We start from the raw sequence: 22154 nt of genomic DNA, 5'->3' as shown, positions 1-22154 counted from the left end.
CAGCCCGGCGGTTTTACCCCGCACACACGCAAAAAAGCCCATCCGTCAGGATGGGCTTCTTCACTTTATTTGATGCCTGGCAGTTCCCTACTCTCGCATGGGGAGACCCCACACTACCATCGGCGCTACGGCGTTTCACTTCTGAGTTCGGCATGGGATCAGGTGGGACCACCGCGCTACAGCCGCCAGGCAAATTCTGTTATTAACCCGCTTTTCGCCGGTTAATGTTATCTGTATCAAGCTGAATATCATGTCTGTCTTTCGCCAAAACATCTTCGGCGTTGTAAGGTTAAGCCTCACGGTTCATTAGTATCGGTTAGCTCAATGTATCGCTACACTTACACACCCGACCTATCAACGTCGTCGTCTTCAACGTTCCTTCAGGAGACTTAAAGTCTCAGGGAGAACTCATCTCGGGGCAAGTTTCGTGCTTAGATGCTTTCAGCACTTATCTCTTCCGCATTTAGCTACCGGGCAATGCCATTGGCATGACAACCCGAACACCAGTGATGCGTCCACTCCGGTCCTCTCGTACTAGGAGCAGCCCCCCTCAATTCTCCAGCGCCCACGGCAGATAGGGACCGAACTGTCTCACGACGTTCTAAACCCAGCTCGCGTACCACTTTAAATGGCGAACAGCCATACCCTTGGGACCTACTTCAGCCCCAGGATGTGATGAGCCGACATCGAGGTGCCAAACACCGCCGTCGATATGAACTCTTGGGCGGTATCAGCCTGTTATCCCCGGAGTACCTTTTATCCGTTGAGCGATGGCCCTTCCATTCAGAACCACCGGATCACTAAGACCTGCTTTCGCACCTGCTCGAGCCGTCACTCTCGCAGTCAAGCTAGCTTATGCCTTTGCACTAACCTCCTGATGTCCGACCAGGATTAGCTAACCTTCGTGCTCCTCCGTTACTCTTTAGGAGGAGACCGCCCCAGTCAAACTACCCACCAGACACTGTCCGCAACCCGGATCACGGGTCCACGTTAGAACACCAGCCATTAAAGGGTGGTATTTCAAGGATGGCTCCATGCAGACTGGCGTCCACACTTCAAAGCCTCCCACCTATCCTACACATCAAGGACCAGTGTTCAGTGTCAAGCTATAGTAAAGGTTCACGGGGTCTTTCCGTCTTGCCGCGGGTACACTGCATCTTCACAGCGAGTTCAATTTCACTGAGTCTCGGGTGGAGACAGCCTGGCCATCATTACGCCATTCGTGCAGGTCGGAACTTACCCGACAAGGAATTTCGCTACCTTAGGACCGTTATAGTTACGGCCGCCGTTTACCGGGCCGGGGATCAAGAGCTTCTCCTTACGGATAACCCCATCAATTAACCTTCCGGCACCGGGCAGGCGTCACACCGTATACGTCCACTTTCGTGTTTGCACAGTGCTGTGTTTTTAATAAACAGTTGCAGCCAGCTGGTATCTTCGACTGATTTCAGCTCCACGGGTAAACCGCTTCACCTACATATCAGCGTGCCTTCTCCCGAAGTTACGGCACCATTTTGCCTAGTTCCTTCACCCGAGTTCTCTCAAGCGCCTTGGTATTCTCTACCTGACCACCTGTGTCGGTTTGGGGTACGATTTCGTGTTACCTGATGCTTAGAGGCTTTTCCTGGAAGCAGGGCATTTGTTACTTCAGCACCGTAGTGCCTCGTCATCACACCTCAGCGTTAAAAAGGTACCGGATTTACCTGGAACCTCCGCCTACATGCTTAAACCGGGACAACCGTCGCCCGGCTAACATAGCCTTCTCCGTCCCCCCTTCGCAGTAACACCAAGTACAGGAATATTAACCTGTTTCCCATCGACTACGCCTTTCGGCCTCGCCTTAGGGGTCGACTCACCCTGCCCCGATTAACGTTGGACAGGAACCCTTGGTCTTCCGGCGTGCGGGTTTTTCACCCGCATTATCGTTACTTATGTCAGCATTCGCACTTCTGATACCTCCAGCATACCTCACGATACACCTTCAACGGCTTACAGAACGCTCCCCTACCCAACAACACATAGTGTCGCTGCCGCAGCTTCGGTGCATGGTTTAGCCCCGTTACATCTTCCGCGCAGGCCGACTCGACCAGTGAGCTATTACGCTTTCTTTAAATGATGGCTGCTTCTAAGCCAACATCCTGGCTGTCTGTGCCTTCCCACATCGTTTCCCACTTAACCATGACTTTGGGACCTTAGCTGGCGGTCTGGGTTGTTTCCCTCTTCACGACGGACGTTAGCACCCGCCGTGTGTCTCCCGTGATAACATTCTTCGGTATTCGCAGTTTGCATCGGGTTGGTAAGTCGGGATGACCCCCTAGCCGAAACAGTGCTCTACCCCCGAAGATGAATTCACGAGGCGCTACCTAAATAGCTTTCGGGGAGAACCAGCTATCTCCCGGTTTGATTGGCCTTTCACCCCCAGCCACAAGTCATCCGCTAATTTTTCAACATTAGTCGGTTCGGTCCTCCAGTTAGTGTTACCCAACCTTCAACCTGCCCATGGCTAGATCACCGGGTTTCGGGTCTATACCCTGCAACTTAACGCCCAGTTAAGACTCGGTTTCCCTTCGGCTCCCCTATACGGTTAACCTTGCTACAGAATATAAGTCGCTGACCCATTATACAAAAGGTACGCAGTCACCCATAAAGAGGCTCCCACTGCTTGTACGTACACGGTTTCAGGTTCTTTTTCACTCCCCTCGCCGGGGTTCTTTTCGCCTTTCCCTCACGGTACTGGTTCACTATCGGTCAGTCAGGAGTATTTAGCCTTGGAGGATGGTCCCCCCATATTCAGACAGGATACCACGTGTCCCGCCCTACTCTTCGAGTTCACAACCTGTGCATTTTGGTGTACGGGACTATCACCCTGTACCGTCGGACTTTCCAGACCGTTCCACTAACACACAAGCTGATTCAGACTCTGGGCTGCTCCCCGTTCGCTCGCCGCTACTGGGGGAATCTCGGTTGATTTCTTTTCCTCGGGGTACTTAGATGTTTCAGTTCCCCCGGTTCGCTTCATTACGCTATGTATTCACGTAATGATAGTGTGTCGAAACACACTGGGTTTCCCCATTCGGAAATCGCCGGTTATAACGGTTCATATCACCTTACCGACGCTTATCGCAGATTAGCACGTCCTTCATCGCCTCTGACTGCCAGGGCATCCACCGTGTACGCTTAGTCGCTTAACCTCACAACCCGAAGATGTTTCTTTCGATTCATCATCGACTTGCAAAAATTTGAGAGACTCGAACACACCGCTTTTCATTTCTTATTACGGAGAAATGAAACAGTGTGTCGTTTCAATTTTCAGCTTGATCCAGATTTTTAAAGAGCAAATATCTCAAACGTCACCCGAAGGTAAGTTTTGAGATATTGGGGTCGGCGACTTTCACTCACACATACCAGCAAGTGGCGTCCCCTAGGGGATTCGAACCCCTGTTACCGCCGTGAAAGGGCGGTGTCCTGGGCCTCTAGACGAAGGGGACGTATAAGTCTCAATCGCAAGACGCCTTGCTATTTACTTTTCATCAGACAATCTGTGTGAGCACTACAAAGGCAGGTTCTTTAAGGTAAGGAGGTGATCCAACCGCAGGTTCCCCTACGGTTACCTTGTTACGACTTCACCCCAGTCATGAATCACAAAGTGGTAAGCGCCCTCCCGAAGGTTAAGCTACCTACTTCTTTTGCAACCCACTCCCATGGTGTGACGGGCGGTGTGTACAAGGCCCGGGAACGTATTCACCGTGGCATTCTGATCCACGATTACTAGCGATTCCGACTTCATGGAGTCGAGTTGCAGACTCCAATCCGGACTACGACATACTTTATGAGGTCCGCTTGCTCTCGCGAGGTCGCTTCTCTTTGTATATGCCATTGTAGCACGTGTGTAGCCCTACTCGTAAGGGCCATGATGACTTGACGTCATCCCCACCTTCCTCCAGTTTATCACTGGCAGTCTCCTTTGAGTTCCCGACCGAATCGCTGGCAACAAAGGATAAGGGTTGCGCTCGTTGCGGGACTTAACCCAACATTTCACAACACGAGCTGACGACAGCCATGCAGCACCTGTCTCACGGTTCCCGAAGGCACCAAGCCATCTCTGGCAAGTTCCGTGGATGTCAAGAGTAGGTAAGGTTCTTCGCGTTGCATCGAATTAAACCACATGCTCCACCGCTTGTGCGGGCCCCCGTCAATTCATTTGAGTTTTAACCTTGCGGCCGTACTCCCCAGGCGGTCGACTTAACGCGTTAGCTCCGGAAGCCACGCCTCAAGGGCACAACCTCCAAGTCGACATCGTTTACGGCGTGGACTACCAGGGTATCTAATCCTGTTTGCTCCCCACGCTTTCGCACCTGAGCGTCAGTCTTTGTCCAGGGGGCCGCCTTCGCCACCGGTATTCCTCCAGATCTCTACGCATTTCACCGCTACACCTGGAATTCTACCCCCCTCTACAAGACTCTAGCCTGCCAGTTTCGGATGCAGTTCCCAGGTTGAGCCCGGGGATTTCACATCCGACTTGACAGACCGCCTGCGTGCGCTTTACGCCCAGTAATTCCGATTAACGCTTGCACCCTCCGTATTACCGCGGCTGCTGGCACGGAGTTAGCCGGTGCTTCTTCTGCGAGTAACGTCAATCGCTGCGGTTATTAACCACAACGCCTTCCTCCTCGCTGAAAGTACTTTACAACCCGAAGGCCTTCTTCATACACGCGGCATGGCTGCATCAGGCTTGCGCCCATTGTGCAATATTCCCCACTGCTGCCTCCCGTAGGAGTCTGGACCGTGTCTCAGTTCCAGTGTGGCTGGTCATCCTCTCAGACCAGCTAGGGATCGTCGCCTAGGTGAGCCGTTACCCCACCTACTAGCTAATCCCATCTGGGCACATCCGATGGCAAGAGGCCCGAAGGTCCCCCTCTTTGGTCTTGCGACGTTATGCGGTATTAGCTACCGTTTCCAGTAGTTATCCCCCTCCATCGGGCAGTTTCCCAGACATTACTCACCCGTCCGCCACTCGTCACCCAAGGAGCAAGCTCCTCTGTGCTACCGTTCGACTTGCATGTGTTAGGCCTGCCGCCAGCGTTCAATCTGAGCCATGATCAAACTCTTCAATTTAAGTTTGATGCTCGTGAATTAAACTTCGTAATGAATTACGTATGTTCACTCAGAGACTTGGTATTCATTTTTCGTCTTGCGACGTTAAGAATCCGTATCTTCGAGTGCCCACACAGATTGTCTGATAAATTGTTAAAGAGCAGTTGCGACGCGCTTTAGCGCTCTGTCGCGAGGTGGCGTATATTACGCTTTCCTCTTTCAGAGTCAACCCTCATTTTCAGGTTTTTCTCTTCAACCGAGCCGGCTGTTTGTGTGAAGTGATTCACATCCGCCGTGTCGATGGAGGCGCATTATAGGGAGTTTCCTGTGGCCCGCAACCCTTAAATTGCAGAAAAATGACTGACTGCTGCATTCCACAGCAAAACCCCGCCTTATACCCATTTACGCACAGAGTTATCCACAATCGTAAGCAAATTATCTGTCAGCGTCCCTGAAAAGGGAGAGAATCGGTATGAAAACCTCTATATAGAAAGAAATTCACTCTACGCTATATAAAGAAGAAAAGCTGACAACTTAAGCTCCATAATCCCTACCACCTTTGAATTACGCCCCCCATCAGGCGATAATACCCGCACAAACCGTGATTCCAGGACCGTGATGAGACACTCACTGCAACGTACTGCTATACGCAAACGCCCGATGAAGCTTGGCACCACCGTGATCCTCATGGTTAGTGCAGTTCTCTTCTCCGTGCTGCTTGTCGTTCATCTGATTTATTTCTCGCAAATTAGCAACATGACGCGCGATGCGTTAGCGAGTAAAGCGCTTGCCGTCGCGCGAACGTTGGCCAACTCTCCGGAGATCCGCCAGGGACTAATGAAAAAGCCCGAGGAAAGCGGTATTCAGGCGATTGCCCAGGCGGTGAATAAGAGCAACGATTTTTTGTTCATCGTCGTCACCGATATGCAAAGCATTCGTTACTCCCATCCCGAAGCACAGCGAATCGGCCAGCCATTTAAAGGCGATGACATTTTGCTGGCCCTGCAAGGTAAAGAGAATGTCGCCATTAATCGCGGATTTCTGGCTAAAGCCCTACGGGTATTCACCCCTATATACGACGAACATCACCAGCAAATTGGCGTGGTGGCGATCGGTCTTGAGCTAAGCAGAGTTGCTGAACAGATCAATAACAGCCGCGGCAGCATCATCTGGTCAATTTTATTTGGCGTGCTGGTTGGGCTGCTCGGCACATGGATATTCGTTAAGGTCCTCAAGCGCATTCTGTTTGGTCTGGAACCTTATGAAATCTCCAATCTGTTCGAACAACGCCAGGCAATGCTGCACTCTATAAAGGAAGGTGTCATTGCCGTTGACGAGTGCGGTGAAGTGACGCTGATTAACCAAGCTGCGCAGGAGCTGCTGGATTATCACAAATCACAAGATGATGCCCAGCTCTCCACGCTCAGCCATGCGTGGTCACAGGTGGTCGATTTTTCACAGGTACTACATGACGGAACGCCGCGCCGCGATGAAGAGATCATGGTGAAGGATCGGCTACTCTTAATTAACACGGTCCCGGTACTCAGCAACGGTAAAATCATCGGCGCCATTTCAACCTTCAGAGATAAGACTGAAGTCCGAAAGTTAATGCAACGCCTGGACGGTATGGTCAACTATGCCGATGCACTTCGTGAACGATCCCACGAATTCATGAATAAATTGCACGTGATTCTGGGATTATTGCATCTGAAAAGTTATAAGCAGCTTGAAAATTACATCCTAAAGACCGCGAACAATTATCAGGAAGAAATTGGCTCACTGTTAGGAAAAATAAAATCTCCGGTGATCGCAGGATTTTTACTCAGTAAGATTAATCGCACATCTGATTTAGGCCATAGCCTGGTCATCAGCAATGAAAGCCAGCTACCGGAAAATAACAACGAAGATCAGGTGGCGGTGCTGATTACCGTTCTGGGGAATCTGATTGAAAACGCCCTGGAGGCGCTAGGTCAAGAACCTGGTGGTGAGATCAGCGTATCCTTACATTATCGACACGGCTGGTTGCATTGCGAAGTGAATGACGATGGTCCGGGGATCGCCCCCGAAAACATTGAGCACATCTTTGAGAAGGGCGTTTCGTCAAAAGGAACCGAACGGGGCGTAGGTTTAGCGCTTGTTAAACAACAGGTTGAAAACGTTGGCGGCAATATATCCGTCGAGTCTGAACCTGGGATCTTCACCCAATTTTTTGTACAGTTACCGTGGAATGGTGAGAGGGCCAGCAGATGATCAATGTCTTAATTGTCGATGACGATGCAATGGTAGCGGAATTAAACCGTCGTTATGTCGCGCAACTCTCCGGTTTTCACTGCTGCGGCACAGCCTCCACGCTGGAGAAAGCAAAAGAGATAATCTTCCATAGCGGTCATCATATCGATCTGATTTTGCTAGATATTTATATGCAAAAAGAAAACGGTCTGGACCTGCTACCGGTTCTGCACAGTGAAGGTTGCAAGTGCGATGTCATCGTCATCTCTTCTGCAGCCGATGCCACCACCATTAAAGATTCACTTCACTACGGCGTCGTTGACTACTTGATCAAACCTTTCCAGGCGTCCCGGTTTGAAGAGGCGCTCACCGGCTGGCTACAGAAAAAAACTGAGATGGAAAAGCATCAGTACTATGAACAGTCTGAGCTTGACCAGTTGATTCACGGCAGCTCCTCCAATGAACAAGAAACGCGGCGCTTACCCAAAGGATTAACGCCACAAACGTTACGCACGTTGTGCCAGTGGATTGATGAGCACCAGGATCAGGAGTTCTCCACGGATGAGCTGGCTAACGAGGTCAATATCTCGCGCGTCTCTTGCCGTAAATACCTTATCTGGCTCGTCAATTGTCACATCTTATTTACCAGCATCCATTATGGCGTGACCGGCAGACCTGTTTATCGTTATCGCGTGCAGGCTGAACACTATTCATTGCTTAAACAATATTGCCAATAAATACACTTGGGATTATTTGTTATTTGAAAGTAACAATTATTAAAATAATGAAAAATCCCTATTTCACCAGCTGACACTGCAAAATTATAAATTTGCGTTAGATCAAATATATTTGTATCCGGCATGTTAAATGTATTATTTTAATATTGACAAACATCACACTGTTTTTAATTTCAAAATCGCTAACAAAAGTTAATTAAGTATTATCTAACTCGCAGAGTGTGTATTTTTACCCATAAAGGATTAGTCTGAAATTAACCAGACATACAAAATCTAGACTGGTAGCAATGGAGACCATGCTACGTACCATGGACACCGTACATTTTTGTGAGCAAATAAAAGTATCCGCACGCCGACTTCATCACATCATGAAATGGCGTGACCGTGATCACATAAATAACCCACTCACTCATTCTGTCGGTGGTTCATGTAATAGCGGAAAACGCAAAATAGATAAATTACAGCGTCAACCGCGGCTCTCCATGTTCAGCTCTGCTTCCCATCGCCTGAGGATTCTCTCCTCTGATCAAAGCCACAGAAAAAACCAAATATCGCCATAACTTTAAAAAAAATTCTAGCAAGACATTTGAACATTAATCGCAAATACGGACATATCGAATACTGACCATTTTTTGATGCTTATTCTGGCAAAAAAGAATGTGGCACAGATCCATTTTTCAAAAAATTGACTGGGTTTTTCGCGAGGGTAAATAAAATGTTATTTAGTATACAACTTCTCATAATATTAATATGTTTGTTTTATGGTGCCAGAAAGGGCGGTATCGCGCTGGGTTTATTAGGCGGTATCGGCCTGGTCATTCTGGTTTTCGTTTTCCATCTCCAGCCGGGTAAACCACCTGTAGATGTCATGCTGGTTATTATTGCCGTGGTGGCCGCATCGGCAACCTTACAAGCCTCCGGCGGTCTTGACGTTATGCTGCAAATCGCTGAAAAGCTGCTGCGCCGTAACCCAAAATATGTTTCCATCGTCGCACCTTTCGTTACCTGCACCCTGACGATTCTCTGCGGTACAGGGCACGTGGTATACACTATCCTGCCAATCATTTATGACGTTGCCATTAAGAACAATATTCGCCCGGAACGTCCGATGGCGGCGAGTTCTATCGGTGCGCAGATGGGGATTATCGCCAGCCCGGTTTCTGTAGCCGTTGTGTCACTGGTGGCAATGCTGGGTAACGTAACGTTTGAAGGCAAGCATCTCGAATTCCTCGACCTGCTCAGCATCACCATCCCGTCTACCCTGTTGGGTATCCTGGCGATCGGTATCTTCAGTTGGTTCCGTGGTAAAGATCTGGATAAAGATGAAGAGTTCCAGAAGTTCATTTCTGTACCTGAAAACCACAACTATGTGTATGGCGATACCGCCACGCTGTTAGACAAAAAGCTGCCGAAAAGCAACTGGCTGGCCATGTGGATCTTCCTTGCCGCTATCGCCGTTGTTGCCGTACTCGGCGCGTTCTCTGAGCTGCGCCCTACCTTTAGCGGCAAACCACTGTCAATGGTGCTGGTTATCCAGATGTTCATGCTGCTGACCGGTGCGCTGATTATTATCCTGACGAAGACCAATCCCGCTTCAATATCTAAAAACGAAGTCTTCCGTTCCGGTATGATCGCGATTGTGGCGGTGTACGGTATTGCCTGGATGGCCGAAACAATGTTCGGCGCGCACATGACAGAAATCGAAGGTGTGCTGGGCAATATGGTGAAAGAGTATCCGTGGGCCTATGCAATTGTTCTGCTGCTGGTATCCAAATTTGTAAACTCCCAGGCAGCAGCGCTGGCAGCGATTGTTCCGGTCGCACTGGCAATCGGGGTTGATCCAGCGTACATCGTGGCTTCCGCTCCGGCATGTTACGGTTACTACATTCTGCCGACCTACCCGAGTGACCTGGCGGCTATTCAGTTTGACCGCTCTGGCACCACCCACATCGGCCGCTTCGTTATCAACCACAGCTTCATTCTGCCTGGTTTGATCGGCGTAAGCGTATCCTGTGTCTTTGGTTGGATCTTCGCCGCAATGTACGGTTTCCTGTAATCACAGTTCGCGTGCCGTCCGCGTTGGTACGGCACGCCACCATTAAGACACAGAGAATTTTAAAATTCCTGAGAAAAATGAAAAGGCTGGAAGCAAATGTCAAAAGTTGAATTCACTTACCAGGCGGCTTTCCCACTGGGGGAAGACAAAACTGAGTACTACCTGCTGACATCCGATCACGTCAGTGTCGGCGAGTTTGAAGGCGAAACAATCCTGAAAGTAGCTCCTGAAGCACTTACGCTACTGGCCCAACAAGCCTTCCACGATGCCTCCTTCATGCTCCGCCCAGAACACCAACAGCAAGTCGCGTCAATTCTCCATGATCCCGAAGCCAGCGAAAACGATAAGTACGTAGCGCTGCAGTTCCTGAGAAACTCCGAAATCGCCGCCAAAGGCGTGTTGCCAACCTGCCAGGACACCGGTACGGCAATTATCATGGGTAAAAAAGGTCAGCGCGTTTGGACCGGCGGCGGCGATGAAGCGGCCCTCTCCAAAGGCGTATTTAATACCTATATTGAAGATAACCTGCGCTACTCGCAAAACGCGGCGCTGGATATGTACAAAGAAGTGAATACTGGCACCAACCTGCCCGCACAAATCGATCTGTACAGCGTGGACGGTGACGAATACAAATTCCTGTGCGTGGCCAAAGGCGGCGGCTCAGCCAACAAAACCTATCTGTATCAGGAAACCAAAGCGCTGCTGACTCCCGGCAAACTGAAAAACTTCCTGGTTGAGAAAATGCGCACGCTGGGTACTGCAGCTTGCCCGCCGTACCACATCGCATTCGTCATTGGCGGGACGTCAGCGGAAAGTACCCTTAAAACGGTGAAATTGGCCAGCACACACTACTATGACGCGCTGCCGACTGAAGGTAATGCTCACGGCCAGGCGTTCCGCGATCTCCAACTGGAACAGGAACTGCTGATCGAGGCACAGAAACTCGGCCTTGGCGCTCAGTTTGGCGGGAAATACTTCGCACATGATATCCGCGTGATCCGCCTGCCTCGCCACGGCGCATCCTGCCCGGTTGGTATGGGCGTTTCTTGCTCCGCAGACCGTAATATTAAAGCCAAGATTAACCGCGAAGGGATCTGGATTGAAAAACTGGAACATAACCCAGGTCAGTACATTCCGGAATCTCTGCGCCAGGCGGGTGAAGGTGAAGTGGTTAAAGTTGACCTTAACCGCCCGATGAAAGAGATCCTCGCTCAGCTCTCTCAGTACCCGGTTTCTACTCGTCTGTCACTGAGCGGTACTATCATTGTCGGTCGTGACATTGCCCACGCGAAGTTAAAAGAACGTATTGAGTCCGGCGAAGGTTTACCGCAGTACGTGAAAGATCATCCGATCTACTACGCGGGTCCGGCCAAAACGCCTGCAGGCTATCCGTCCGGTTCTTTAGGCCCAACCACCGCGGGTCGTATGGACTCCTACGTTGACCTGTTGCAGTCTCACGGCGGCAGCATGATCATGTTGGCGAAAGGTAACCGCAGTCAGCAAGTGACTGACGCCTGCCACAAACACGGCGGCTTCTACTTAGGCAGCATCGGTGGTCCGGCAGCGGTACTGGCGCAGCAGAGCATTAAGCATCTGGAATGCGTGGAATACCCGGAGCTGGGAATGGAAGCTATCTGGAAAATCGAAGTAGAAGATTTCCCTGCTTTCATCCTGGTCGATGACAAAGGCAACGATTTCTTCCAGCAAATCGTCAGCAAACAATGCGCTAACTGCGCGAAGTAACCCATTCGGCCCGGCACTGGACTGGCACTAAATATTTGGCGTCAGTCCAGCGATCCCCCCGGGCCAACTTTATCCCCCCATTTACTGGTATTGAATTTTTGCCGTTCACAGGGAATAGTGACCTTTTCCATTACGTGTGAATTCGCAATGCTCCGCACTCTGAACCCCACAATCTTGCACACTGGCGCAGTATTCCTGGTGCTGATCCTTATCTACACCGGTATCTCTGCCTCGGAGAAAATCACCTGGCTGATGGAAGTCACGCCGGTCATTATTGTCGTCCCGCTGTTGCTGGCTACCATGAAGCAGTATCCATTGACGCCGCTGCTTTATACGTTGATTTTCTTGCACGCCATCATTCTGATGGTAGGCGGGATGTATACCTACGCCAAAGTTCCCGTCGGTTTTCAGGTTCAGGAATGGCTGGATCTCAGTCGTAACCCCTATGACAAGTTGGGTCACTTCTTCCAGGGGCTGGTACCAGCCCTAACAGCAAGAGAGATTTTAGTGCGTGGCAATATTGTCCGTGGTCGTAAGATGCTGGCATTTTTGGTCTGCTGCGTAGCACTGGCGATTAGCGCAATGTATGAACTGATCGAGTGGTGGGCAGCGCTGGCAATGGGACAAGGTGCGGAAGACTTCCTTGGCACGCAGGGTGACCCGTGGGATACCCAGTCGGACATGTTCTGCGCCCTGCTCGGCGCGTTAACAACGATCCTCGCGTTGGCGGGCTGGCACAATCGGCAGTTGAAAACGGCCGGAGAGCGCTAACGCTTCTCCGGCAATCTGCGCTACCTACTGCGATACTTGATAACCAGAATCGGCAAGGCGAACAACAGTGTCAGAAAGTTCGCCATGCTGACAGCGGTATCTTCAATCAATAACCCATAAGCCAGCCACAACACCAGCCCGCACACAAACATCACATACATTAAACCGGAGATACCCTGGGTGTTGCGGGTGGTAATAACCTTAATCGCCTGCGGCAAAAAAGAGAGCGTCGTCAGCGTTGCCGCCAGATAGCCAATCCAGGAATGCCACTCCATAGCTAGGCCTTCACATCGCTGGCCACTACCACCGGAATCTCCGGAGTATTCGACTGTTTGACGGGCGACGGCACTTTTCGGTACTTATCCAGCAGGTGGATCTGAATCTTACGCAGCATATCGCCATTCAACCGGTAGTAACGGAAATAGAGCACCAGTGTCACAACGAAAAAAAGCGTGGGCAGCGCGATCATGATGAACTGCATGCCGAGGATGGTCTCAGCAGATTGCGTCGCATTCGGAACATAACCAATCAATCCCAGCACCACCGCAATAAAGAAAGCGGAAAACGCCGAGCCACCTTTGACCACCATTGTCTGCACGGCATAGGCAATACTCTCGCAGCGGACGTTAAACTTGTATTCACCGTAATCTACGGTGTCCGCCACCATAATCACCTGCAGTACCCAGAACAGCGCCGTACCAATGTTCAGAAGGATCCCTGCGGTAACAATCAGGAAAGTATTGTGGAATGCCCCCAGAGCCATAATCAGCAATACGCCTGCGCTGAGAACTGGCATAACCGAAGCGCCAGCCCACAGTACCCGGCGAGAAAGCGCCTTTGACAGACGGGGAAAGAGAATCAATGTCAGCAAGTTAGCTGCTCCGGCATAGGAGAGGTAGTATGGGAAAAGGTCAGCATCACCCACCACGTAGGTGAAGTAGTAAATCGCAAAACCTGTAATGATATTGGACGCCACGTTGTAAGCCAGCGCCATCCCCAGCAGGCAGGAAAGCTGATCGTTTTTGTAGATAAGCGCAAGGATTGATTTCAGCGTCAGCCGGGTGCTGTCTGCGGTAGCTTCGCTGTCAGAGGAATACACTTCATGCACATTGCGCAAGGTTACGAGGGTAGAAACAATAAAAAATGCGATCAGCACCAGCGTAAACATCTGAAAACCGAACCCGCGATCCGCGCCGCCAACATAGTTTACAAAGGGTAGCGTCACGCCCGCGGTGACAAACCCTGCAAGGCTGGCAAAAAAACGAGGGAACGGCACCAGTTGTTCACGTTCGCGTTTATCCAGCGTAATCGTGGGGACCAGCGACCAGAATGGAATATCCATAATGGTGTAGGTCATCCCCCACAATATGTACGTCACACAAACAAAAACGATTTGCGCCGTCCCCTCAAACAGATGTGCGCTAAAGAGCAAAAACAGCACCAACGAGTTCGCCAGCGTACCGAGTAAGATCCAGGGTTTAAATTTTCCCCAACGCGACCGGGTGGCATTCACTATCCACCCCATCACCGGATCGTTAAACGCGTTCCATATTTTTGCCACCAGGAACAAGGTTCCGACGACGCCCACCGATAATCCCACCACGTCGGTGTAGTAATACATCAGGTACATGTACACGATACCGATAGCGAAATCCTTACCGAACGCTCCAAATCCGTAACTGAGTTTTGTTGTCAGAGAGATGCTCATAGGGTATCGGGTCGCTGTTACCAGCGCCCGCCTTCTGTAAGAGGAAACGTCAGAGGTTAAACGCCGGATGCTCTGCCCGGCGTGATTGTGTATTAACGGTGCAGCCAGGCCGGCAGCCAGTCGCCGTGAGACGCGATCAGGTCGTCCACCAGCGCATAAATCTCTTCAATCCCCAGTACCGCGGCGGTATGCGGATCCATCATCGCCGCGTGATAAACACGATCGCGGTTCTCCGTCAGGATGGCTTCCGTTAGCAGAGTCTGAACATTGATATTGGTTTGCATCATCGCCGCCAAATGTGACGGGAGACCACCGACTTTCGTTGGCTGAATACCATTCGCATCAACCAAACAAGCGACTTCAACACAGCAACCTTGCGGCAGGTTATCGATCAGACTGTCATTGCGAACATTGCCATACACGACGCTCGGTTCACCGGTCCAGATAGCGTTCATGATAGTGCTGGCATATTCGCGCGACGGTTTAATGTCGATCCGCTCAGCCGTTTTGTACTCTTCCAGCTCTTTTTTCCAGTTCGCCAACTGTTCCACACAACGTTTCGGATATTCATCCAATGGCACCTTATAGCGCTCAATCAGATCTTCACGCCCCGGTTTGATAAACCACGGCGTATATTCGGCGAAGTGCTCCGACGATTCGGTGACGAAGTACCCCAGTTTTTTGAACATTTCATAGCGCACAATGTTCTGGCAACGGGTATTTCCGTGAATATTCGGTTTCGGTGCCTGACCGGATTCATAGGCCGCCAGCAGCTCCGGGTAGAGATTCACATAGGCGCCGTCCGCCGTTTTGCGCTCCAGCTCCAGATAAAATGCCATATGGTTGATCCCGGCACTGCGATAGCGCAAAGAGGCAGGGTCAATGTTCAGATCGCGGGCCAACTCCTCCGCCGTCCCCTGCACCGAATGACACAGCCCAACCTGCTTAATATGCGGATAGCGCGCATACATTGCCCAGGTGTTCATCGCCATCGGGTTAACGTAGTTAAGCATTGTGGCCTGCGGACAGACTTCGGTCATATCCTCACAAATCTGCCATAAATGCGGAATGGTGCGCAGCGCGCGCATAATGCCGCCCGGCCCCAGCGTGTCGGCAATCGTCTGCTCCAGACCATGGCGTTTACACACCGTAAAATCGGTGACGGTACAGGGTTCATAGCCGCCGATCTGGAAAGCGACCACCACAAAATCAGCATCCTGTAATGCTGCTTTTTGATCGGTATAGCAGGTGATTCGTCCAGACGCGCCCGCAGAATCCATCAACTTGCGCACAACAACGTGTGACTCTTCCAGACGCGTAGGATCGAGATCCATCAAGGCGATATGCGCAGATTTAAGCGCATCGCGGTGAAAGACGTCCCCAAGAATATTTTTGACGAAAATCGTGGAACCGGCGCCGATAAAGGTAATTTTGGGTGCAGACATCATGACTCTCCAGAACATTAGTAAACACAGTCATGGTGGCACAGCGTATAGCTGAAAACTTCCGACTTCTCTGCTGAGCATTCCCATAAACTCAGATCATCACTCTGCACCCTATTGGATCTGAGTTTATGGGACAAAATTACCCAAAAAGCAGAGTATGTGGCCGCAAAATGTCGCTATGCTCAATGGTAACGGTCCAATATGTGTCCTGATTCTCAGCCTTAATACGTGTTAAATGACATGATTCTGATAATTCAGGAAATGGAGCAACCATGAGTACATTACCGACATCGCCTCTTCCTCCCGATCCGCACATGTGCAGTAGCGATGAAGAACAAACCCGCAGCCCGCTATCGCTGTACTCAGAATATCAACGGATGGATATCGAGTTGCGCTCACCGCATGCTATGCCAGCCAGCCATTGGCATGGGCAGGTGGAGATCAATGTGCCGTTTGATGGTGACGTCGAGTATCTGATCAACAACGAAGTCGTACAGATAAAACAGGGACACATCACGCTATTCTGGGCCTGCACACCGCATCAACTCACGCGTCCGGGCAGTTGCCAAAGTATGGCTATCTTCAATTTACCGATGCACCTTTTCCTCTCCTGGCCGCTGGATCGCGAGTTGATCAACCATGTTACCCATGGAATGGTCATCAAATCGCTGGCGTCGCAGCAGTTGAGCACCTTTGAAGTTCAGCGCTGGCAACAGGAACTGAACAACCCGAACGAACAAATTCGCCAGCTCGCCATTGATGAAATTGGTCTGATGCTCAAGCGGTTTAGCCTTTCCGGCTGGCAGCCTATACTCGTCAATAAAACCTCGCGGACCCACAAAAACAGCGTGTCGCGGCACGCCCAGTTTTACGTCAGCCAAATGCTGAGCTTTATTGCCGATAACTACGATCAGGCGCTCACCATCAACGACGTCGCGGAACACGTGAAGCTCAACGCCAACTACGCGATGGGGATTTTCCAACGCGTGATGCAACTCACCCTGAAGCAGTACATCACGGCAATGCGGATCAATCACGTCCGCGCATTGCTTAGCGATACCGATAAAACCATTCTCGACGTTGCATTGACCGCCGGATTCCGTTCCAGCAGCCGTTTTTATGACACCTTCAGCAAGTTTGTCGGCATGTCGCCGCAGCAGTACCGCAAACTAAGTCAGCAGCATCGGCAAACAATGGCTGGTTGATATCATTCGGCCATATCAGTATCAGCCAAAAAAATATTCCCCCTGTCGATAAACGGTGGTGAAAAACCGCCAATAAGCAAACGTAACCCTATGTTTAAAAACAAATTAAACATAAATCAGACTATTTTTCACCCGCTTTACAGCCCGTTTTGACAGGATAATACTTGCCTGCGTCACATTCATACGGTGTGTCTGCAATTCATAGATTGCAACCTTTCCACAACCGGGTAAAAGATGATGAAAGTATTAATTGTTGAAAGTGAGTTTCTGCATCAGGACACCTGGGTCGGTAGCGCTGTCGAACGTCTGGCTGACGCATTAAGCCGCCAAAATGTTACCGTCATTAAGTCCACCTCATTCGACGATGGCTACGCAATCCTCGCCGCCAATGAAGCCATTGATTGCCTGATGTTCAGCTATCAAATGGAACAACAAGACGAACACCTGAACGTCAGGCAATTGATCGGCAAGCTCCACGAGCGCCAGCAAAACGTTCCCGTATTCCTGCTGGGCGATCGCGAAAAAGCCACCGCATCGCTGGATCGCGACCTGCTGGAGCTTGTCGATGAATTCGCCTGGATTCTGGAGGACAGCGCTGACTTTATCGCTGGCCGTGCCATCGCAGCGATGACTCGCTATCGTCAGCAGTTGTTACCACCGCTGTTCAACGCCCTGATGAAATACAGCAATGTCCATGAGTATTCCTGGGCTGCACCGGGTCACCAGGGCGGTGTCGGTTTCACCAAAACACCTGCCGGTCGACTGTACCATGACTACTACGGTGAGAATCTCTTCCGTACCGACATGGGGATTGAACGTACCAATCTCGGTTCTTTACTCGACCATACAGGCGCATTTGGGGAAAGTGAAAAAAATGCTGCCCGCGTGTTCGGTGCCGACCGTTCCTGGTCCGTAGTGGTCGGGACTTCCGGCTCTAACCGCACCATCATGCAGGCCTGTATGACCGACAACGACGTCGTGGTGCTGGATCGTAACTGCCATAAATCCATCGAACAGGGGCTGATCCTCACCGGGGCAAAACCGGTGTACATGGTGCCAAGCCGCAACCGGTACGGCATTATCGGGCCTATCTACCCGCAAGAAATGCAGCCTGAAACTTTACAGAAAAAAATCAGCGAAAGCCCGCTGACCAAAGGCAAAGCTGGGCAAAAACCGTCTTACAGCGTTGTGACCAACTGTACCTACGACGGTGTTTGCTACAACGCCAAAGAGGCGCAGGATCTGCTCGCACAAACCAGCGATCGCATCCACTTCGATGAAGCCTGGTACGGCTATGCTCGCTTCAACCCAATTTATGCCGATCACTACGCCATGCGTGGCGCGCCGGGCGATCATAACGGTCCTACCGTTTTTGCCACCCACTCGACCCACAAACTGCTGAATGCGCTCTCTCAGGCATCTTACATTCACGTTCGTGAAGGGCGTGGGGCCGTGAACTTCTCCCGCTTTAACCAGGCGTACATGATGCACGCCACCACCTCTCCGCTGTATGCTATCTGCGCCTCAAACGACGTGGCGGTCTCCATGATGGACGGTAACAGCGGCCTGTCGCTCACTCAGGAAGTGATCGACGAAGCAGTCGATTTCCGTCAGGCCATGGCACGGTTGTACAAAGAGTTCACCGCCGAAGGCGACTGGTTCTTCAAACCGTGGAACAAAGAAGTGGTAACCGATCCGCAGACCGGTAAAACCTATGACTTTGCCGACGCGCCAGCCACATTGCTGGCTACCGATCAGAACTGCTGGGTGATGCGTCCGGGTGAATCCTGGCACGGCTTTAAAGACCTGCCGGATAACTGGAGCATGCTGGACCCGATCAAAGTCAGCATTCTGGCACCGGGGATGGGCGACGATGGCGAACTGGAAGAGAACGGCGTACCGGCCGCACTGGTTACCGCCTGGCTTGGCCGCCACGGCATCGTGCCGACCCGAACCACCGATTTCCAGATTATGTTCCTGTTCTCCATGGGGATTACCCGCGGGAAATGGGGCACACTGATCAACACGCTGTGCTCTTTCAAACACCACTACGATGCCAATACCCCGCTGGCACAGGTGATGCCAGAACTGGTTGAGGAACATCCTGACACTTATGCCAACATGGGTATTCACGATCTGGGCGACACCATGTTCGCCTGGCTGAAAGAGAACAACCCAGGCAGCCGTCTCAATGCAGCCTACTCCGGTCTGCCGGATGCGGATATTACTCCGCGTGACGCTTACAACGCGATAGTCAGTGACAACGTTGAGATGGTGGCGATTGAAAATCTGGCGGGACGTATTGCGGCAAACTCCGTGATCCCTTACCCACCGGGAATTCCGATGCTGCTGTCCGGTGAAAACTTTGGCGATGCCAACAGCCCGCAAATTGGGTACCTGCGTTCGTTGCAGTCCTGGGACCACCACTTCCCTGGATTTGAACATGAAACCGAAGGAACGGAAATTATTGACGGTGTTTATCACGTTATGTGCGTGAAAGCATAAGGTCTCTTTTTAGATAGTCCGATGTTTAAGGTAGACATGTCATTCTTGAGTAATTCCTGAGTATTGCTGCAAAACAATAACACTGTCATACCTTTTTGCGCGGGACCACCCCGCGCTTTTTTTATACGCAAATAGCATCTTTCCACTTGCGTAAAAAAATGTGTACATAAGAAAAATCCCACCAAACATTGTAATTAATTTCAGACACGTTATTTTATTGCGGTCCTGGTTTCATCATACAATTTCAATTTAGCCGATTTGGCTCATCTGATGTTGAGCTACGGTGTTTTTTCATATTCCTGGAGTTGGGTATGAAGCTTTGCAGCAAAGAAGCTTGTGTTGTTGTATTAACGGAGAAGGATGTTTGGTTAAGGATTAACGGTAAAGAAGCCATCAGTTTAAAAGCTAATCATATGGCACTGGTGGCATGCGATAATAATATTATCGATTTTTCATCACTTAATAACGCATTGGTTGTACATATTAGCCGCGATATCATTAAAGACTATCTGCGCTTTTTAAATAAAGACCTTTCACAGATCCCACTCTGGCAACGCAGTGCCAGCCCAGTGATGACCTCAGCGTGTCTGACGCCGGATGTCTTCAGGGTGGCTGCCCAACATAGCGTAATGGACACAGTGAACGAAGCTGAAAGAGAGCGTACGCGCTCGCTACTGTTCACGGTGTTATCACGCTTTCTCGACAGCAAAAAGTTTATCTCTTTGCTCATGTATATGCTGCGCAACTGTATCAGCGACAGCGTTTATCACATAATTGAGAGCGATATACATAAAGACTGGAATTTAAGCATGGTTGCCAGTTGCTTATGCCTGAGTCCTAGTTTGTTAAAGAAAAAGCTCAAAAGTGAAAATACAAGTTACAGCCAAATAATTACCACCTGTCGCATGCGATATGCCGTCAATCAATTACTGATGGACGGCAAAAACATTTCCCAGGTCTCTCAACTATGTGGATATAACAGTACCTCATACTTTATCTCCGTATTCAAAGAGTTCTATGGGATGACGCCTCTGCATTATGTTAGTCAACATAGGGAGCCATCCGCCGCCTGATTTTTAATCAGTTAGCGATAAGCCATAATAATATCAGCATTAGCGATACCCCAGCTCCGTCATCATTAAACAGACTTTTGACGAGGTATGATAAGGCGTCATTTATCCTTATCAGGAGTTAGAAAATATGTCGACGGATGCTGATGCTCACAAAGTGGGCTTAATCCCCGTCACCCTTATGGTGTCGGGGAATATTATGGGTTCCGGTGTATTCCTGCTACCCGCAAACCTTGCGTCAACTGGCGGGATTGCAATCTACGGATGGTTGGTCACGATTATCGGTGCTCTGGCACTGTCGATGGTGTACGCCAAAATGTCGTCCTTAGACTCCAGTCCCGGTGGTTCTTATGCTTACGCCCGCCGCTGCTTCGGTCCTTTTTTGGGCTACCAGACCAACGTGCTGTACTGGCTGGCCTGCTGGATTGGTAACATCGCCATGGTGGTCATTGGCGTCGGTTACCTAAGCTACTTCTTCCCCATCTTAAAAGATCCTCTGGTCCTGACGCTGACCTGTGTCGTCGTGCTGTGGATCTTCGTATTACTGAACATTGTCGGACCGAAAATGATCACCCGCGTGCAGGCCGTCGCAACGGTACTGGCACTGGTACCAATTGTCGGGATTGCCGTCTTCGGCTGGTTCTGGTTCCGCGGTGAAACCTATATGGCGGCCTGGAACGTCAGCGGCATGAACACCTTCGGCGCGATTCAAAGCACTCTGAATGTTACCTTGTGGTCATTTATCGGGGTAGAAAGCGCCTCCGTCGCGGCTGGCGTGGTTAAAAACCCCAAACGTAACGTACCTATCGCCACCATGGGCGGCGTGCTGATTGCCGCTGTTTGCTACGTGCTCTCCACCACCGCGATCATGGGTATGATCCCTAACGCGGCGCTACGTGTTTCAGCCTCTCCGTTCGGTGATGCCGCACGCATGGCGCTGGGTGACACCGCAGGGGCAATTGTCTCCTTCTGTGCTGCGGCCGGGTGTCTTGGTTCTCTGGGCGGCTGGACGCTGCTTGCCGGGCAAACCGCCAAAGCCGCAGCCGATGACGGCCTGTTCCCACCGATTTTTGCCCGCGTGAACAAAGCCGGTACGCCAGTGGCCGGGTTAATTATCGTCGGCATTCTGATGACCATCTTCCAGTTCAGCAGCATGTCGCCGAACGCAGCGAAAGAGTTTGGTCTGGTCTCTTCGGTCTCCGTTATCTTCACCCTGGTGCCGTATCTGTACACCTGCGCCGCGCTGCTGCTGCTCGGCCATGGTCACTTTGGTAAAGCACGCCCGATGTACTTACTGGTGACCTTTATCGCCTTTGTCTACTGCATCTGGGCGGTTGTCGGTTCCGGAGCCAAAGAAGTGATGTGGTCGTTCGTCACGTTGATGATCATCACCGCGCTGTACGCACTGAACTACAACCGGATCCATAAAAACCCGTATCCACTGGATGCCCCGGTAAACAATAACTAACACCAACAATCGTCGTGGCCCGATGGCGTAAGTTCATCGGGCCAACGTTCTCCCACCGCTCTTCGAAAAATCAACATTAAGAACTTAAGGTTGGCTTAATTTTACTTTGAGAGGATTTGCGCC

The 22154-nt window shown here is 50.7% G+C and carries 12 protein-coding genes, 1 tRNA gene and 3 rRNA genes; 9 read left to right on the top strand and 7 right to left on the bottom strand.

The features are described from left to right. Window positions 1-74 precede the first annotated feature (74 nt). The 4 genes from rrf to E6P06_RS05865 form a co-directional block, all read right to left on the bottom strand. Window positions 75-190 (bottom strand): 5S ribosomal RNA (gene rrf / locus E6P06_RS05880). A 95-nt stretch (window positions 191-285) separates the two neighbouring features. Continuing rightward, window positions 286-3191: ribosomal RNA gene (locus E6P06_RS05875) — 23S ribosomal RNA — on the bottom strand. A 221-nt stretch (window positions 3192-3412) separates the two neighbouring features. Further along, window positions 3413-3488, bottom strand: a tRNA-Glu gene (locus E6P06_RS05870). Window positions 3489-3573: 85 nt separating this feature from the next. Then, a 16S ribosomal RNA gene (locus tag E6P06_RS05865) occupies window positions 3574-5115 on the bottom strand. Together the 16S, 23S and 5S rRNA genes with 1 tRNA gene alongside form the textbook arrangement of a ribosomal RNA operon. A gap of 597 nt (window positions 5116-5712) precedes the next feature. Between E6P06_RS05865 and E6P06_RS05860 the strand changes: the two genes are divergently transcribed. From E6P06_RS05860 to E6P06_RS05840, 5 genes are all read left to right on the top strand, one after another. Continuing rightward, window positions 5713-7344 carry a sensor histidine kinase gene (locus E6P06_RS05860; protein WP_003031877.1) on the top strand — a complete coding sequence of 544 codons (1632 nt, stop codon included), beginning with the start codon at window positions 5713-5715 and terminating at the stop codon, window positions 7342-7344. Next, entirely contained in the window at window positions 7341-8060 is a 720-nt protein-coding gene (gene dcuR / locus E6P06_RS05855) for a two-component system response regulator DcuR (RefSeq protein WP_003031875.1), read from the top strand. The genes E6P06_RS05860 and dcuR overlap by 4 nt, the downstream gene beginning before the upstream one ends. A 715-nt stretch (window positions 8061-8775) precedes the next feature. Next, complete coding sequence (dcuB, locus tag E6P06_RS05850) at window positions 8776-10116, top strand: anaerobic C4-dicarboxylate transporter DcuB (RefSeq protein ID WP_003031873.1); 1341 nt, start codon at window positions 8776-8778, stop codon at window positions 10114-10116. Window positions 10117-10212: 96 nt separating this feature from the next. Next, window positions 10213-11859: a class I fumarate hydratase FumA gene (gene fumA, locus E6P06_RS05845; RefSeq protein WP_003031871.1), complete on the top strand. Its 1647-nt coding sequence runs from the start codon at window positions 10213-10215 to the stop codon at window positions 11857-11859. 147 nt (window positions 11860-12006) lie between these two features. Continuing rightward, window positions 12007-12630 (top strand): DUF2238 domain-containing protein, encoded by a 624-nt coding sequence (locus E6P06_RS05840; RefSeq protein ID WP_049002480.1) that lies wholly within the window; start codon window positions 12007-12009, stop codon window positions 12628-12630. 20 nt (window positions 12631-12650) lie between these two features. Here E6P06_RS05840 and E6P06_RS05835 read toward each other — a convergent pair whose 3' ends face one another. The 3 genes from E6P06_RS05835 to melA form a co-directional block, all read right to left on the bottom strand. Beyond that, window positions 12651-12905, bottom strand: a complete 255-nt coding sequence (locus E6P06_RS05835) for a SemiSWEET transporter (protein ID WP_003031867.1) — start codon at window positions 12903-12905, stop codon at window positions 12651-12653. Window positions 12906-12907: 2 nt separating this feature from the next. After that, window positions 12908-14338, bottom strand: a complete 1431-nt coding sequence (melB, locus tag E6P06_RS05830) for a melibiose:sodium transporter MelB (RefSeq protein WP_003844787.1) — start codon at window positions 14336-14338, stop codon at window positions 12908-12910. 92 nt (window positions 14339-14430) lie between these two features. After that, window positions 14431-15786 (bottom strand): alpha-galactosidase, encoded by a 1356-nt coding sequence (melA, locus tag E6P06_RS05825; RefSeq protein ID WP_139935037.1) that lies wholly within the window; start codon window positions 15784-15786, stop codon window positions 14431-14433. Window positions 15787-16055: 269 nt separating this feature from the next. Between melA and melR the strand changes: the two genes are divergently transcribed. From melR to adiC, 4 genes are all read left to right on the top strand, one after another. Next, complete coding sequence (gene melR, locus E6P06_RS05820) at window positions 16056-16988, top strand: transcriptional regulator MelR (protein WP_003841146.1); 933 nt, start codon at window positions 16056-16058, stop codon at window positions 16986-16988. 237 nt (window positions 16989-17225) lie between these two features. Then, complete coding sequence (gene adiA, locus E6P06_RS05815) at window positions 17226-19493, top strand: arginine decarboxylase (protein ID WP_008321469.1); 2268 nt, start codon at window positions 17226-17228, stop codon at window positions 19491-19493. Window positions 19494-19804: 311 nt separating this feature from the next. Continuing rightward, window positions 19805-20566 (top strand): AraC family transcriptional regulator, encoded by a 762-nt coding sequence (locus E6P06_RS05810; RefSeq protein WP_003031855.1) that lies wholly within the window; start codon window positions 19805-19807, stop codon window positions 20564-20566. A gap of 127 nt (window positions 20567-20693) precedes the next feature. Beyond that, window positions 20694-22031 (top strand): arginine/agmatine antiporter, encoded by a 1338-nt coding sequence (adiC, locus tag E6P06_RS05805; protein WP_003031853.1) that lies wholly within the window; start codon window positions 20694-20696, stop codon window positions 22029-22031. Window positions 22032-22154: the final 123 nt, after the last annotated feature.

It is taken from the genome of Citrobacter sp. CF971, assembly GCF_006385635.1.
GTDB lineage: Bacteria > Pseudomonadota > Gammaproteobacteria > Enterobacterales > Enterobacteriaceae > Citrobacter > Citrobacter freundii.
This window is presented reverse-complemented; position numbering and strand designations above follow the sequence as displayed.

Bases quoted from the DNA above. Each gene is read 5' to 3' on its own strand.
- E6P06_RS05860 (WP_003031877.1), top strand. From the start codon at position 5,713: ATGAGACACTCACTGCAACGTACTGCTATACGCAAACGCCCGATGAAG.
- dcuR (WP_003031875.1), top strand. From the start codon at position 7,341: ATGATCAATGTCTTAATTGTCGATGACGATGCAATGGTAGCGGAATTA.
- dcuB (WP_003031873.1), top strand. From the start codon at position 8,776: ATGTTATTTAGTATACAACTTCTCATAATATTAATATGTTTGTTTTAT.
- fumA (WP_003031871.1), top strand. From the start codon at position 10,213: ATGTCAAAAGTTGAATTCACTTACCAGGCGGCTTTCCCACTGGGGGAA.
- E6P06_RS05840 (WP_049002480.1), top strand. From the start codon at position 12,007: ATGCTCCGCACTCTGAACCCCACAATCTTGCACACTGGCGCAGTATTC.
- E6P06_RS05835 (WP_003031867.1), bottom strand. From the start codon at position 12,905: ATGGAGTGGCATTCCTGGATTGGCTATCTGGCGGCAACGCTGACGACG.
- melB (WP_003844787.1), bottom strand. From the start codon at position 14,338: ATGAGCATCTCTCTGACAACAAAACTCAGTTACGGATTTGGAGCGTTC.
- melA (WP_139935037.1), bottom strand. From the start codon at position 15,786: ATGATGTCTGCACCCAAAATTACCTTTATCGGCGCCGGTTCCACGATT.
- melR (WP_003841146.1), top strand. From the start codon at position 16,056: ATGAGTACATTACCGACATCGCCTCTTCCTCCCGATCCGCACATGTGC.
- adiA (WP_008321469.1), top strand. From the start codon at position 17,226: ATGAAAGTATTAATTGTTGAAAGTGAGTTTCTGCATCAGGACACCTGG.
- E6P06_RS05810 (WP_003031855.1), top strand. From the start codon at position 19,805: ATGAAGCTTTGCAGCAAAGAAGCTTGTGTTGTTGTATTAACGGAGAAG.
- adiC (WP_003031853.1), top strand. From the start codon at position 20,694: ATGTCGACGGATGCTGATGCTCACAAAGTGGGCTTAATCCCCGTCACC.